Annotated in this window: 12 protein-coding genes; all 12 read right to left on the bottom strand. The window is 60.8% G+C overall.

Annotated elements, in window-relative coordinates:
* Positions 1-20 precede the first annotated feature (20 nt).
* The 12 genes from TK90_RS14150 to TK90_RS14095 all read right to left on the bottom strand — a co-directional run bounded on the left by TK90_RS14150 (position 21) and on the right by TK90_RS14095 (position 15,570).
* A complete protein-coding gene (locus TK90_RS14150) occupies positions 21-1,127 on the bottom strand; it encodes a type IV secretion system protein (RefSeq protein ID WP_013006673.1) in 1,107 nt (368 codons plus the stop codon).
* 44 nt (positions 1,128-1,171) lie between these two features.
* On the bottom strand, positions 1,172-1,912 hold the full coding sequence (locus TK90_RS14145) for a hypothetical protein (protein ID WP_148216271.1): 741 nt from the start codon (positions 1,910-1,912) through the stop codon (positions 1,172-1,174).
* Between the two features lie 4 nt (positions 1,913-1,916).
* A complete protein-coding gene (locus tag TK90_RS14140) occupies positions 1,917-4,400 on the bottom strand; it encodes a VirB4 family type IV secretion system protein (RefSeq protein ID WP_013006671.1) in 2,484 nt (827 codons plus the stop codon).
* A complete protein-coding gene (locus TK90_RS14135; protein WP_013006670.1) occupies positions 4,394-4,732 on the bottom strand; it encodes a VirB3 family type IV secretion system protein in 339 nt (112 codons plus the stop codon). Before TK90_RS14135 ends, TK90_RS14140 begins: the two co-directional genes overlap by 7 nt.
* Before the next feature lie 26 nt (positions 4,733-4,758).
* Positions 4,759-5,127, bottom strand: coding sequence for a TrbC/VirB2 family protein (locus tag TK90_RS14130; protein ID WP_013006669.1), 369 nt, complete (start codon positions 5,125-5,127; stop codon positions 4,759-4,761).
* 5 nt (positions 5,128-5,132) lie between these two features.
* Entirely contained in the window at positions 5,133-5,531 is a 399-nt protein-coding gene (locus TK90_RS14125; RefSeq protein WP_013006668.1) for a TrbC/VirB2 family protein, read from the bottom strand.
* Positions 5,532-5,674: 143 nt separating this feature from the next.
* Positions 5,675-6,691: a CpaF family protein gene (locus TK90_RS14120; protein WP_244406407.1), complete on the bottom strand. Its 1,017-nt coding sequence runs from the start codon at positions 6,689-6,691 to the stop codon at positions 5,675-5,677.
* Positions 6,692-6,797: 106 nt separating this feature from the next.
* Positions 6,798-7,451 carry a DUF4400 domain-containing protein gene (locus tag TK90_RS14115; RefSeq protein WP_013006666.1) on the bottom strand — a complete coding sequence of 218 codons (654 nt, stop codon included), beginning with the start codon at positions 7,449-7,451 and terminating at the stop codon, positions 6,798-6,800.
* Positions 7,452-7,493: 42 nt separating this feature from the next.
* A complete protein-coding gene (gene traD / locus TK90_RS14110) occupies positions 7,494-9,341 on the bottom strand; it encodes a conjugative transfer system coupling protein TraD (protein ID WP_013006665.1) in 1,848 nt (615 codons plus the stop codon).
* Positions 9,341-12,631, bottom strand: a complete 3,291-nt coding sequence (gene mobH, locus TK90_RS14105; RefSeq protein ID WP_013006664.1) for a MobH family relaxase — start codon at positions 12,629-12,631, stop codon at positions 9,341-9,343. Before mobH ends, traD begins: the two co-directional genes overlap by 1 nt.
* A 39-nt stretch (positions 12,632-12,670) precedes the next feature.
* Positions 12,671-14,632, bottom strand: a complete 1,962-nt coding sequence (locus TK90_RS14100; protein WP_013006663.1) for a DEAD/DEAH box helicase — start codon at positions 14,630-14,632, stop codon at positions 12,671-12,673.
* Entirely contained in the window at positions 14,629-15,570 is a 942-nt protein-coding gene (locus TK90_RS14095) for a thioredoxin fold domain-containing protein (protein WP_013006662.1), read from the bottom strand. Before TK90_RS14095 ends, TK90_RS14100 begins: the two co-directional genes overlap by 4 nt.
* Positions 15,571-15,602 lie beyond the last annotated feature (32 nt).

The raw sequence follows: 15,602 nt of genomic DNA, 5'->3' as shown, positions 1-15,602 counted from the left end.
CGCCTACTCGCGGCGATTTGCTATTTACGGCCGCGCATTTTGTTCAGGGCACTCCGAGCCCCAGCGTTGGCCGCCGCCCCACCTTTCTGGGCACCCTGACTGGCGCCTCGGCCCATCGCCATCCCCATCTGGCGACCATTCATCATCATTTCGGCCAACTGGGGCGCTTGCAACATCATGTACCCCCCGATCAATGTCACGAAGATCAACGGGAGAATGATCTGGAAGTCGTAATAGCCATACAGTTGCGAGATCGTCATCCCCTCGAACCCCTCTCGTCCGAGCGGCACACCCCCCATGACCATCCACATCACGCCTCCGAAGATGGACATGACAATGGTGATCATCATCATGGTCAATCCAACGGTTATGGCGGATCTCACCCAGCCATCGGAGAGGAATGACAGATAAGGCACCAGGAAGAACATCAACATCAGCGGTCCCACGGCCACCACAACTGCCTTCATAAACATCACCGTTACCAGAACGATGGTGTACAGAACCAGGAATAGCATCACGAAGGCGATCGCGACGAGCTGCAAGAGACCGGCATAAAGCCAAAACACAAAGGCGCGGAACGATTGAGGAACTTTCGCCCGCCAGCTCGCGTCAGCCACACGCGCCCATGCTTCGGAACGGGCCTCGGCGAGACCGGCCGAAAACTCGTCTATATACACCCCAAGCGCCTCAAGCGTTGCCTGCCCCGCGATCGCGTCGTCACTGAGCACGCTACCCGCATCTACACCTTCAGCCGCTTCACCAAGACCCGCGCTTTGACCAGCCGCCAGCGTTTCTTCCGCGATCGTTTGATTGAGGCGATCGAACCCATCGAAAAATCGATCGATGAGGTCCGAATAGTTGTTCACCATCCAGTAGATGATCGCCCAGAAGACGACCATTTTGATCATGCCGAAGATGAAATCGCTCGAATCCATGGTGTTCGATACCGCCATCTTCAACCCGGCGTAAACCACCATGATGACCAGAAAGATGTCCATGAGCGTCAAGGACACCATGGTCATCCGGTCGGCCAGGGTTACGGCCAATTCATTCGCCATGACCAATGGAGCCAATGCGTACTCCATGATCAATTCGATGGCGTCTCCGATACTCAGCCTGTCACCCATGGCTTTAACTGGCCCTCCGTGGCCCCGCTACCGCGGCATCCCGCTCAGCGAATACCCATCGCTTCAAAGTGCGACTGCGCGCGATCCCGCGTTTCTTGATTGTGCTGACGCGCCGCTTCGCTTTGGGCGCGCGCTTCGGTGCGTTCCGCTTCCAGCTCGGCTTCCTCTATCGTCCTCTGTTCGCCTTCAGCCTCCATCGCCTGATTCGATATTTCGATCAGCTGGGCGTTCTGTCGCGTCATCAGAGCCATCTGGGACGACAGGGACTGAAACCCCTGCACCTCACCCTGAATCGCGGGGACGTTCGCTTCGTGCTGCTGGATCTGCTGATACTGGCTTTCGAGGTCCTGAGTGATCTCCGCTGCGCGTCCGTACTGCTGCCGAGCACGCCCTACATTGCGGTCCGCCTGGTCGGTACGGGCTTCATTGTAGGTTTCCCAATCCTCGTATGGGCTCACCGAGAAATCGCGATGTACATCATCCATAAACTCCCGCGCATTCCCGAGCGACCCCGCGAACCGTTCCACCTCCTGGACGTAACTCTCAAGTTGCCCAAGCTGAACGCCCGTGTCGCCCACCATCGCCTCCGGGTTCGCCAGATTCTCAAACTGGCGATAGAATCGCTCCAACTCCTGCTGGTAATGCTGCGCATCCTGAAGCACAGAAGCGATCGTTTCCGAGTGATGCACCGGGTCGTACACCGTACTCCCTGACGCCGCCCCCGTGGCTACTTCTGACCAGGCCATCAACGCAACCGCTACCGGCGCCGCCAGCAGTGCCGTCACGCCATCAGATCTCTTCCTGCATGCGGTCATGGTAGACCTCCTTCCATTTTTCCGGATGGCTCTCACGGGCCATGTTGAACACTTTTTGCGCCTTCGCGTCGGATCGAAGGTACGCCAGCACATGCGGCGGGAATTGTGCTTCCACCATCCGGGAAGCCTTCGGCGTGCAGATGTAATACTGCATCTTGGGTGTCATGGTACGGATACGCTCGACCTGGGCATCGGTGAGCCCGAAACGCTTGGTGTAGAGCTCCTTGGAGGCGCGGGCGTTGGCGTTCGAGAGAAAGATCCGATTGGGGATGTTGTCGACCATCGAGACGAATGCCGAGCTCTGCGCAAGCTCCTCGAGGGATTGTGTTGCCATAATGAGCGTTGCATTTTTCTTGGCGAGGGTCCGAAGCCAGTCATTCACCTTCGCCGCAAACCGCTCATCGGCCAGCATGAACCACGCCTCTTCGATGTAGATCAGCGTGGGACGCCCATCGAGACGCTGGTAAATCCTATAGAAGGCATAGTCCATAAATGCCCGGGCAGCACGCTCGTCATTGAATAGCTGTCCCATCTCCATTGCTGTCCAGTCTGCCAGCGACAGCGCATCTTCCTCGTTATCGAACATCGAGGCCTTTCCACCATCCCCGACCCATGGTTCCAATTCCTCGGCCAGATGCACCGGAAGATGCAAGGCGAAGCTCGACAGTGTGACCGTTTCCCCTGCCTCCTTGAGTGCCATCACTTCCTTGCCGGCCTGCCAGATCAGTTTTTCGTCCTCCGCCTTAATCTGGTACCCGCGGGACTCGATCAGCGTTTCCACCCAGCTCGCAAACCAGGTCAAGTCTTCTTCACTGTCGAGCTGCGACAACGGGTTCATCGCCGTGTTTTCTTTCCCGAGCCAGAGATACTTGCCGTCGTGCAGGTAGGTCGGGATTCGGCAGGTCAAATCCTTGTCGAAAATGAACACCTGACTCGGTGCGTAGCGGTTCCACTGGGATGCCAGAAACATCATAAAAACCGACTTACCCGCGCGGCTAGGGCCGATCACGAACCCATGCGGAAGATCCGTCTCGTGGAAGTTGAAGAAGTACGGAATCCGATGCTCAGTCTCTAACGCCGTCAAAGCACCGGTCTCCTCTCCGCGCTGCTGAGTGAGATAGTGATTGGTCCGAGAACCTGTTCGGATCGCTCTCAGCGGTATGGAGTCTGCATAGTTGCGCCCCGACACGAACATCCATCGGACCGGTTCTTTCATCTGCCCGGGGATGTGCCCACACCAAGCCGACAGCAAGTGGATCGTCTCCCTCATCAACACGAACTCCGCTTCGTGCAGGAGCTTCATCGTCTCGTTGTAGTCGCGCTCCAAATGCTTCGGCGACTGGGCGTAGACCGTGAGTGTTGCGAGCAGGTAGCCGGCCGACCCGCCCGCCCCTAGATCGGTTAGCGCGTCATCCGCCTCCTCTGACTGAATCAGACGGGTGTTGTCGATCGTCGCCGTGTCCGATTGGGTAAACGCCTCCTTGGCGTACCCGAAAAGGGACTTGGCGAAATTCGCGTTGTGGCGGCGCACATCCTCTATGTACCCGCGAGCGCTTTCCTTGCTCTGCACGCGGAACGCCACCGTAAAATCCAGCTCCGCGTCCGCCTTCTGGATCGAGTCGAAGATCCCCGGTGTGCTGTAGTGGGGCCAGGATTTCACACTCGCCGTTGCGGCGTAGCGATTTTTGTGGCCTGAGAATTTCAGGTACCGCGGGTGGACCGTCACCGCGTCCTCGCCCAGGTAGCTATCGAGATAGGCCTGATCGGGGTCCGGGGCGACCAGCTTTTGCTTGGACGACGGCGATACTGTTCGGTGCAGCACAGCCAGCAGCTCCTTCCCCTTCAGGCGCCTCAGCTGGAGCGTCTTCAGGGATGCGGTAAACTGATCGACGGTATTCTCGATTTTGTCAATCCAGTGCGTGACCTCCTCCGCCTCAAACAGCAGGCGATCCTTCGACTGCAAGGCAATCGTGGCGGCCTGCATCAGGGCTTTCAGAGCCGGCATGCCATCCGCGGTCGCTTTCGCATACAGGTCAAAGAAACGCGAAGAGCCTTTGACGTTCGCGAAGCTGATCGCCAGGTAGTTTCGGTGCTTGTAGGCGCGGCGACTGTGGAGGTTTTTCACCCAGGCCCGGTCAACGTAGTCGGCAATGGGGTTATCGAAAGACCGAACACCGGGGTCCGGGTCGATTTCGCGACGCTGAGTGGTCCACCAGAGCGTGCAGGTTTCATCCAGCACCACCATCGCGGATTCAATGCGCTCCACCAGCGTATTGATCTCCAGTGCATCTACCCCCTCGCGATCAAACCCCTCGTGTTCGAACATTACGAGCACGGAACCATCCTTGTTCATCACACAACCGTCGGTGATGAGTGCCATCCACGGTAGCAATTCAGCCAGCGGCCGATGTGTCTGCTGGTAATCCTGGTCCGGGCGGGTCTTGCTGACGTTCAGCACAGCATCCCCCTGCCCCAGCCCTTCGGCCGGTGGGAATGCTTCTGGTTGATGCGGGGCCAGGCTTCGTACCGATCCGCTTGCCGCGCGTACGCGATGTAGACCTTCCGCACGTCCCGGTCCTTCTTGTAGATGTGCTTGAGCAGCTTGTGCGTGACCCACGACAGCCCGATCCACCAGTACCAGTAAAGCCCCAGTACCGCCGCCAGCGTAATCGTGACGTTGGCGATCACCATGTTCGCCTCCACACCCGCGATCCTCTTCCCTTCGATCAGAGACGGTCGCACCGGGGTTTTCCGCAGACCATTCGCATCAACTTGCTCGTTCTCTTCCACGCAATTCCTCCTTGAATCGCCCTACATCACATCCGAGCGGTGCATTCGGCGTCGCCGAACCCGAAGGCGCCAATAAACTTCACCGCCATCAAAGCGATCGATGACCCCATCACCACGCGCATCAGCGTGAGCGCCATACCCTGAATCTCCCCGAACGCCATCGTCAGGCCAGTCACCACGATCGCGATTACCACGGTGTAGTGCGCGACCGGGCCACAGAATGAGTCCCGGATCTGGGTGAGCGTTTCGATCCAGGGGACCCGGTCGTCCGAAATCCCACGCCCGCCGTCCTGCGCCATGAGGCTCTCAGGCCACAGACCGACCAAAACCAGTATTGCGGGCAGGCAGGCCACGAAGACCCGGCCCGCCCGTTCAAGCGCCTCCTGTGTGACCATGACGGCTACCGTCCGCAGACGAATCCCGACACCCCGACGAACTCCAGGAAGTTCACAGAGAACAGGGCAATACTCAGCCCGAAAGCAATCCGCATCATCACGCCGAACAGGCCATTCGCTTCACCGAAGGCCACTAGCAGACCGGTCACGACAAACGCGATGACCGCCGCCATCGAGGCCACAGGCCCGCACAGCGAGTTCATAATGGTTTCCAAGGGGCCTTCCCACGGCATGGCTTGGGTCGTATCCACTGACTGCGCCATCGCAGGCTCGATCGTGAAGATGACAATCAACGCCAACAGGCTCACGATATTCCACTTCATCAGCTCGGATCGATGGCGCGCGACAAAACTGCTCGCTCGTTCGGCGCGCTCCAGCGCCTGCTCCTTCATTTGTTCGATCATTTCCGCATTCCCTCGCGTCGTTTCTGTTTCCCCCCCCGACACCGCTTCCCGCGAATCGGGGCTTTCCCATTTCAGGCCCACATCGAGCCCGCCTTCTCCCGCCACGCACGTCACAACAACGCACCTGGCTGAGATCTTCGCTTCTACCCCGGGCCTTCGCTTTCGGCGGGGTTGAAGTAGAACACCGGTGTCAGCCGATACTCGCCATCGTGATAACCGTCCACACGCGCGATCTCCGCAAGATGGCGTCGACCCTGGGTCCGGCTCATCTGGATGACGTAGTCAATGGTGTTGCCGATCTGCGCCCGGATCGCCTCCATCGGCCAACCCACGTCGGCGGTGAGCACCAACGTCTCGAGGCGAGCCAGCGCCTGGCTCGCGCTGTTGGCGTGTAGCGAACAGCAACAGCCGTCGTGCCCGGTGTTCATGGCCTGCAACAGATCGAATGCTTCGGCCCCACGTATCTCGCCAATTACAATACGGTCCGGGCGATACCGCAGCGCCAGCTTGAGCAGGTTCTGCATCCCGATACCGATCTGATGATTGGTCTGCACCCGCACGCAGTTCGGCACACCGATATCCAACTCCGGCACATCCTCCAGAACCATGACTCGGTCCTGCTCGGGGATGTGCTGGAGAAGCGCATTCAGCAGTGCTGTTTTCCCCGACGAGGTTCCGCCGGAGACGAGGAAATTCTTGCTGGCTCGAATGAGCCACTGAACCCAGTCCGAAAGCCCTTCCCCGGATACCCTGGGAGGCTCCGGTTCGCGCTCGTCCAGCTTGACCTCAGCCGCCTCACCGTTGTGAAAGGCCGCCAGCTGCTCGGCGTAGTCTTCGGTGGAGAACCGGACCTTCCGGTGCTTTCGGATACAGATGGAATGCCCGTCCTGGGCGATGGGGGCGAGGGCCGCGGCAACGCGCATGCCCTCGATCTGGGTGTCGATGATGGCGTCGGCGGAGTTCTCGTTGACGTCCTTTCGGTCCAGACGACCCATCAGCACGATCGCAGCGCGAACGGCGTCGTCCGACAGCTTGGATTCGACCTGCTGAACCTGGCCCGCCTTTTCCACCCAAACCGAGGACGGTGAATTCACCATCACCTCTTGCACTTCGGGGTCATCGAGGTGCTCGGCGATCGGTTTCAGGTGTTTGCGCAGCATCTGCTGCGCGAGGCGTTCTTGACTGTCTTCCATGACACTCTCCTTCAGGCCCTTCCTTGAGCCGCATTCGTTCCACTATAACGGCTGCGTAATTCTCGTGCCACCGTCAGACACGCTTCTGGGTTGAGCGGATCTGGCCACCCACCAGGAGCAGGGTCACGCCCACGAGAATTGGCACCACCCACGCCGGGGTCGGCACCAAGGCGAAGGGCGCATACACCAGCAACGCCCCAGTCAGCACGGCCCCCTTCTTGTAGGTATCGAGCTTCATCGGTGACGACAGCTCAAACCGCCATTTTCGGATCTCTCGTCCATTGATGGCATCGAACATTAGTGCGGCGAACAAAGGCGCCGACACGATCAGCCACGAGAACGACGCCATGAGGCGATAGAACATGGCCCACAGCGCCAACCAGAACACTTCAATCTGACTCCACAGTGAGCCCTCACTGACGCTGGCTCGTGCGGCATCGCCAAAGGTCATGGCCGATGCGGCACTCTGCGTCCACGACCGAACCGATGAATAGAGCCCTGAATCCACCACCCAGGTGTAGAACGCCCGGTCCGCACGGTCCTTAAACTCGGCCTCGGCGGACGGCCCCATGACCGCCGCATTCCAGTCACGCTCAATCTCGATCACGCGCGATAGATAATCCTGCGCGTCGAACAGGAACAGGAAAACGGTCTGGAGCAGCACAATCGCGAAGGCAATTCGGGCCTTACTCAACGGCTGCCGGGGGGATTGTGGTGTTGTCGGCATAGCTCAGTCCCTTGAGCGCATCAAATCAATGTGAGTGGGGTACTACCCTGTCAGGATCGGGGTCTGCACTTTCAGCAGCCTTCCATCCTTCAGGTGCGCAAAGAACTGGAGATCCGGGATCTCCCCCAGAAGAGCCGGTGGGATCAGCTCGAGATCCTCCTTCTTGAGCGCTTCGGAGTACCCCGCCTTGCTGGCCTCCATTTCACCCAGCTCACCGGCCATTTCACGGTACCCGGTTTCCATATCCTCGATCCGCACGGTGGGTAGCGATTTCGTAACGTACTCCTGTGTTTTGCCATCACGGACGCGCAGATAGATCCCGTTGTTGAAGTTCCCTAGGCTTTGCAGCGCATCGGCCTCACCGCCCATCCTGACCTCCACGTCGGCCATTGTCTGCGTCGCCATCATGGCGCGCATACCGGCCCCACGTCCCTTGTTCAGGATGCGAACGGCCGGCTCATTCAGCACTTCACTGGCTTCGTCCACACAGATCCACATGGCCTTCCGGGTCTCGGGCGTCCCGTAGTTGTACAGATCACCCGCGACCGCCGCGAGGTCCGCCAGCAGTATCGCACCGATCGCCGACCCGACGGTCTTGTCCGACAGGGAATCCAGCCCGATGTACAGGACCGTGTTGTCACGGATGACCTTCTGCATATCGATGATCGGGCGGTCATCGTCCATGTCTTCGTAATCGGGACTCAACAGCTCACCCATAACATCGGAGGTCAGCATGGACAGGATCGGGATGAGACTGGCGATGAGCTTCTGGAAATGCTCCCTGTCGTGCTTGTAGGCGGTAATGAGACCATCCAGAACCGAGCTGCGCTCCTCTTTTGCCACTAGATCGGTGTAGAACGCCACCATCTTGTTGATTTCTTCGTCCTCGGCCGACTGCTGCCCGCGCTTGCCGCCGCCAATATCCGGATTTCCGGACATGTAGGTCCGATAGGCGTTGTTCCAATCGCTGTTCCAGCGTTCAAAGTGAACGGGCAGTACGCGGCGAAGGAGCGGCCCCGGACCACCCTCAATGTACGACCGGATTTTGACGATGCTCGGCATCTCGCCGATCTCGACCATCCCCTGAATTCCAGAGTTGAGTGCGTTCCAGGCAATCGCCTGGAAGGGGTCGCCGCCCGACTCCGTGGGCATCAGGTCCGCGATTCGACTCGCCACCTCTGTTGCCCGGTTCCAGTTCTTGAGCGGGTCGATGCGCACCGATCGGTCCGCGTAGGCCGGATGGAACATCTGGAAGCGTTCCGGGTTGCCTGTGGCCTCGCATGCACGCCGCATGTTCTCACGCATCTCGTGGTCACCCTTCGGGTCTATGACGATCACCGGACCCTCGTTCCGGGCCACCAGCTGCGTGAGCAGGATGTCGTACAGGCGTGTTTTGCCAGCACCGGTCGTGCCTACAATCAACGTATGCCCTTCGAGAAACTTCGTCTTGACGTACAGGTCCTCCACCCGCTTGAGCCCCTGCATCCAGAAGGCCCCACCAGTGGCCGTATCGACCTTTCCCAGGACATTCTCGACCCCGCGGCGCCAGATCGAATACGCCCGATTCGCGGCCGTCTTGTCCCACTCGTATCCCCGGCCGATCCACAAGGCGTCGGGTTTCTGCTTGCTCAGCAGCTCCTTCATGTCCGTAAATTCCAGCTTGCCGCTACGGACCCGCTGGTATTCCCGCAAACGGGGGAAACCCTGTGCGCCTCGGTAAGCCGCCCCCATCAGGCAGACTCCCGCCGAGACCACCATGAGTCCGGCTGGCGCAGCGATCATCCACCCGGCCAACACGCAGCCACCGGCCGCCACGGCCCACGCGGCCGCGCTCCTCAGCTCGAAGTTCGGACGAAACGGGACTTCGTACTCGTCATGCGACGTCAGCATTACTCACCTTCCCTGGTCAGTGTTCTTAGTCGGTCAGCGACCGCCTCGTTTATTCGGTAGCCCTCCTTCTTCTCACCGTTCACTTCCATCTCAATTCGCTCGGCCTTCACTTTTGCCAGTGCAACCCGCAAATGATGGTCGCGAATTTCGATATTCACAGCAGCCCCCACGACTTCCCTGAGCTCTTGGTTGGATATTTCCGGCAATCCACTTTCCCAGCGGTCCTTGAGAACCCTCATCACCTCGGCCTGGATCTTCTTCTTGCGCTCCCGCGCATCCATCGGTTGGGGCTCCGAGCTCTTCGGGGTCTCCGCCGCTTCTTGCTGATGGGCCGTCTCGGTCCCAGGGCCTTGTTCCGGGGATGGCGCTGTGTCGTTATCGGCCTTTCTGACTTCATCCTTCCGCTTGGCGCGAATGACCGGGCCACCGTCGTCGCGTAGCGGACGTTCGGACGGTGGGGGCGCTGGCACCTTCTTCGACTTGCGCCGCTTGCGTGACCGGCTCTTCTTCTTCGGCGCCGGCGCTTCGGAATCCGCGTCTGGGGTGCCACCAGACCCCGAGACCGATTGCCCCTCTAGCGGATCTTCCTTTTCCGGGGATTGCGCCACGGCTTGGTCTTCGGATGCTTCTTTCTCGGGTCCCGAGGCTCCTTTCCCGCTGCCGCCGAGCGGTACGCTCTCAGGCTCGGATTCCGACTGCCCCGACCGCTTGGCCCACTTGATCCGCGCCTTCACGCCATCCACTTCGGTGATTTGCTCGCCGAACTCGATCTTCTCGTCGTGATTTTCTGCACGAGTCTTCGCCTGGCCTTTTTCCGCCGGTTTCAAATCCGTATCCGGCGCCGACTTCTTGCCTCCACTGAACACCAGACGCTCAGGACGCGGCTTGGCCCTGGTTCCCGTGCTCTTGCTCCCAGAGCGGCTCGCAAGCGGCGTGATTTTCCCGGCCGCCACTGCCACTGGCTTGCGCGGCTCGCCCGACTTTTCCGGCTTCGCCGGCTTCTCGAGGCCCGGTTCATCCGGCCGCTGGCCGCCTTGGTCCGTTTTCTCATCCGGCTGTGCCGAATGCGACTGTGACGCGGGCCCGCTGCCGCCTTCCGGTTCCGGAACCATCGGAGCCGCTTCATCGGCATCCACAACCGGCGGCGCATCCGTATCCATGGGTGCGTCTTCCGGCATTGTTGGCGTCTCGGCCTTGACTCCCTGGTCTTTGTCCTTGCGCTCTTGCATGCGCGCCTTGCGCCCCCCCAAGTCCTGCGCGCGACTGGGGCGTTTTGCTGCCTGACCGCCCGGCTCGCCCTTTTCCCTTTTTCGACGAATCTTCTCGACGTACTTCGAAGCGTGCCGCAACACCGCATGGCTCGCGGCATAGTCCAGGCGCCACCATTCCGCGGCGTCCTCATCCACACTGAAAGGCAGTTCCGCATTGGCATTGAGCAGGAACAGACCCGAGCTCTTGGCTTCCTCTCGGACGATCTCCATATCCGGCATACAATCCGCGAAGAAGTCCGGCGCGCGCAGGGCGACAATTTTGACCTTGCGCCCTTCGTTCCCCTCCACCTCGTAGGCCACCGTGGCGATATCCGGCGATGCCACCGTGGCGCGATTCAGGTCCTCCGCGAAGGCCTGGAGGATATGCCCCATCAGGGCATTGTTCTCAAAGAACTCCCGGCGCGCTTCGTCGTCCATCTCGACGATACGATCCTGCGGGATCTTCCGAGGGGGTTCATGCTCAGGGAGGTCGCTGGGCTGGACTGCGTCCGGGTCGTCCAGCGACAGGCTTTCCGAGCGCGTGTCGGTGCCCGGCACTTTCTTCTTGCGCTTTGCCTGCTCTGGGGTGGGCGCGGGCTTCGCAGGAGGCGAGACTTGCATCTCTGCTGCGCCGCTTTGCGGAATCTCCGGCTCCGCCGCATTTCCTGCGTCGGGTATCACTTCTTCTGCGTGATCCTCACGCGTGCCGCGGGTGTCGCTCTCGCCTGCCACGGCCAACGCATCCCCACCGTAAACGCCTCCCACCGAGGCGATCGGCTCATCCGTCAACATGTCGACCGAAGCCAGTCGCAATGCCCACAGGGTCAATTTGGCGCCTTTGCCGTGGGCTAGCGGTTCCGGACGGATCGGCCAAAGCGTCTGCGTGTTGTTCTCGTCATCCACAAAGGGAGTCGCGAGATTCCGGTCGAGCATTTCGCGGGCAATCGTGTCCTTGTCCAGCGGAATCCCCCGCACCTGATCTTTCTGGAGCAGCTTGCGGACATCCTGACCGGCGGCCGGCCATACCAGAAAGGCGATTCCGTCCAGGACCCAGAGGGCACTCCCGGGTTTATTGGGCTTCCACCCGCGCTCACTCAGCAGGCGCCGCATCGCCGAGAGGTAGTACCGCTCGACCGGGATCCCGGTGCCGCCGTAGTCCGAAACGGTCTGGCGCTTGTCCGCGGCCGTCGAACTCGAATCCGCCGTTTTCACCACCTTGGCGATCACATTCAGCGGGCTCGCATCGCCGCCTACTGCTTCGAGCGTGTCGGAGAACAGGCTGGAGGGGTAGTCACTCAGGAACGCCTTGCCCCCTGTCCCAAGGATCTCGCTCAACAGAGTGAGTGACGCGGGCTCGTGGCGCTTGCTGCGCCCCCGATTCCAGTGAATGAAGTAGCGCTCAACCCCCAGATCCTGCGCCCACTGGGGGATGCTGGCGCCAAAGGGATTCCAGCGGCGAGAGCCCGAGTCGTCCGTGACGTTAATATCCGTGATTGGCTTGCCGATGTCGTGGCAAAGCGCCGCAACCAGGACCGCATAACGGAAGCGGATGTTCAGCTCCTTTCGGCGTTCCGCATACTCGGATCGCGCAAAGGGTGCGTGAACGTGACTGATCTTCAGGGCATGGTGCGCAACCTCGAGACCGTGCCGGAACAGACCGCCGGCGCGGGCGTGATGGTCATTCTCGGAGGCGGGAAGCAGATGAACGATCGCGGCAAACCGGCGCAGCGAACGCTCGAAGATCATGCGCTCCTCGTCCGTGTTCACCTCGAACTCGCCACGAATCTTCGCCAGGAGTTCCATCTGCGTCTGGAGTACCGTTTTGACCGGAACCGCCGGGAGCCCGTCCATGTACGATGGATAGCGCGGAATGTCATCTTCGAGGTTCAGGGGACGCACATCCGCCTGACGGGCGCGGTTAAGGTTCCGGCTCCGGGCCTGCTCTGTAGGGCCTTCCGCCGCGGCTCCTTCGGACGCACCGGATACCAATGCGTTCCATGCGTCCCGAAAACGTCGAATTGCTTCCTGCACTACTTGCACGCGGCCTCCTTGCTGCGTATGCCGGGGGAAATCTACCGATCACCCGCCGGCGTATCGTTCCTCGATGCGGCTGCGGATCGCGCCTGCCACCTTGTCGGCGACCTCCACGTCGATCTTCTTCCCGAACAGGAAGGTCTCATCGCCCCCGTGCTGCGTGCCGCCATCCGCTCCGAGATCGCCGAAGCCGCGTAGCCGCATGTCATGTTCGGCAACTTCGAACCCGTCTTGTGTGGATTCCAGTACGCGGAAGCGCTCCAGCGTACGTTCCTTCGCGTTATCTGGGACGATCAGGCTGCAAAGCCCTTTCCCGCCCTGGCGGGCAACCCGGCCGCGCAACTGGTGCAGCTGCATCAGTCCGTACCGGGATGCATCGGCAATAACGATGTGCCGCAGCCCTGGTGCATTTAATCCCACCTCAACGACCGTGGTCCCAATCAGGATGTCCGCCGCCCCCGATCGAAGGCGGGCCAACGCCTGCTCCTTCTCGGTGTCCTCCATGCTTCCCGAGATCGCCGCGACACGATCTCCGTAACGTTTCTTCCAAAACTCAATGGCGTTGCTCAGCGCCATCCGGTCGTTCGGGTCACCTTCCTTCAGTGGGTACACCACCAGGACCTGATGCCCTTTCTCGAGGGTCTTCTGGATCTGGCTGAACACACGCTTGGATTCCGCACCCGGCACCACCTGCGTCGTGATCTCTTTCGGCGTATGGGGCGTGCGCAGCTGTGATAGCTGCATGGCCCCATAGCGGATGAGAGCCATCGTCCTCGGGATGCAGGTCGCGGTGGCCTCCAGGAGGTGCGCCCCGTCCTGCGCGAGCTGCTCACGCTGCGCGACGCTGTATTTCTGCTGCTCATCGACTACGACCAGACCTATCCGCGGCCGGGCGTCTTCGTTGATCCGCGAGAGCAAGGCCGTCGTGCCAACAAAGATGACCGGGTCATCGACCCCGGCCTGCGGGTGCGGGACTGAATCGCCAGCCACCGTCACGAACGAGATGTCCGGCCACATTTCCCCCAACTCCCGTGCGACCTGCTGGGCCAGCGGCTCATTCGGCAGCATAACCGCGGCCGAATACCCGGCATCGTAGGTCGCGGCGGCCACAAGCCCGAACACGACGGTCTTGCCGGTCCCCACATCCCCGCTCAAGAGGTGACGTTGGGGCTCCATCGTATTCATTTGCTGGGTGATCGCTTCGACGGCTGCTTCCTGCTCCTCGGTCATCGTGAACGGAACATCCCCCGCTCGACTCCTCCAGCCTCTGAGATCCAGCGCATGCGCCCGCGACCCACACTGTTTGGCGCTGTAGGCCTTTGCCAGCGCCGCCAGCGCCGCCAACTCCTCGAGCTTGCGGCTTGCACGCATACCGTCTTCCGGCGTATCCGGGGCATGTGCTTTTTGAAGCCACTCCCGTACATCCGTTTCGCTGGTCTTTACCTCGATCCCTATGGAACCGGCCGCCCGCTGGACCTCCTGGGTCACCCACGCGGCCCCCTCTGGGATTGCCGCCTCGATCACTTCGCTGACCCGTTCTCGCACCGTGCTTGCCTTCATTACACCTCTCGGGGCCGGATACACTGGGCGAATCTTTCCCGCCCAGCGCGGCTCAACCAGCGCGGCGTTGTTGATGAACATTCGCGTGTCCATACGCGCTAGTCGTCCGCGACACAACACCGTACTGCCGGTGGCGATGGTATCGCTGATCCCGCGGGTGTCGCCGAACAGGGAAAATGCGATCGGCGTGTCGTCCGATAGGCGGATCTGCACCTGAGTCCGCGGTCGGCCGCCCGAGAACGAAACGGAAGGCTCCTGGCCGACGACCCCCTGGACCACTACATCCGAACCATCTTCCAGCGCAGAAAGCTCATAGGCGTACCGGAGTGTACTGCGGTAGTCCTCCCATGCTTCGGGCAGCAGGAGGGAAACGTGCCACCACTCCTTGAGGCCCATCGTGGAGAGCCTCCCGAGCTCGAATTCTTCACTGATGGAGGCATTCGTCATTCATCCTCCAGTGCGTCCTCAGCCAACTCTCCTTCACCCATCAACGGCTCGACGCTTTCTTCCGCTTCGTCGCTTTCAAGCTCGGGGGTCGGTTCTTGCGGTTGCCGTTCAGGCCGGGCGCTCAACTCTGCCCCCGGCGACGGCTCGGCATCCAGGATCGTTCGCCATTCGTCCATTGGGCGGTGCCCCACTACAACCCGTCCATCTTCGAGCACCGTCCAGGGTCGGGTGCCATTCGCTCCCAGCTCACGCGCGCGCTCCATCTGCACCTCGAGGATGTTCGCAATCTCGCACTCTCGGGCCAGATACGGCTCTTCATTCATTTCCGATTCGAACGCATCCCGGCGCTCATCGATGGCGGCGCAATAAACGCTCTCGGCCGACTCCATACTGAGTTCGCTCGACAAGCGCGTCGGGACCACGACGTAGTCCACCGAAATCCCGGCCTCGACCATCTCCTGCGTTTGGTCGAACGCGCGGCGGCAGTACGGGCATACCGGATCCACCAGCATCGTGATGCGCCCGCGGTGCTCCGAGGCGGACGCTGACGCTTCATAGCGGATGCGTGTCCAGTCTTCGAACTCACGCTCCACCGCGCGGCGATACACCATGTCGCCCTCCTCAACGGTCCCCGAGGACACGATCTGCTCATAGGAACGCTCCCCAGTTATGTACGGGGTCATAAAGTCGGAGCTCAGGAGGTACAGCAGCGCAAATACAATCCCCACCAGAATCATTTTCCCGGGCGAGATCTGGTTGGGGATCAACGTGCCTTCGGCGGCGTCGACATAGTCGCGCGCCCGCTTGCGTCGGCTTCGTGGTCGCTCGTTCTGGGCGTCCTCACCGGTGTCGCTCTCGACGGCATCGTCCAGCGCTTCCGGGTCGTCTGACGGCTTCGCGTTCGAGCCTTTGCGATCAGGGGTCTGGTCTTGTTCCATTTGCGTTCCCTCGCTGCGGGGCGGCATCCGTG

The sequence above is a fragment of the Thioalkalivibrio sp. K90mix genome, assembly GCF_000025545.1.
Classification (GTDB): domain Bacteria; phylum Pseudomonadota; class Gammaproteobacteria; order Ectothiorhodospirales; family Ectothiorhodospiraceae; genus Thioalkalivibrio.
The sequence above is the reverse complement of the archived record's forward strand: the minus strand, read 5'-3'. Positions and strand labels throughout refer to the sequence as shown.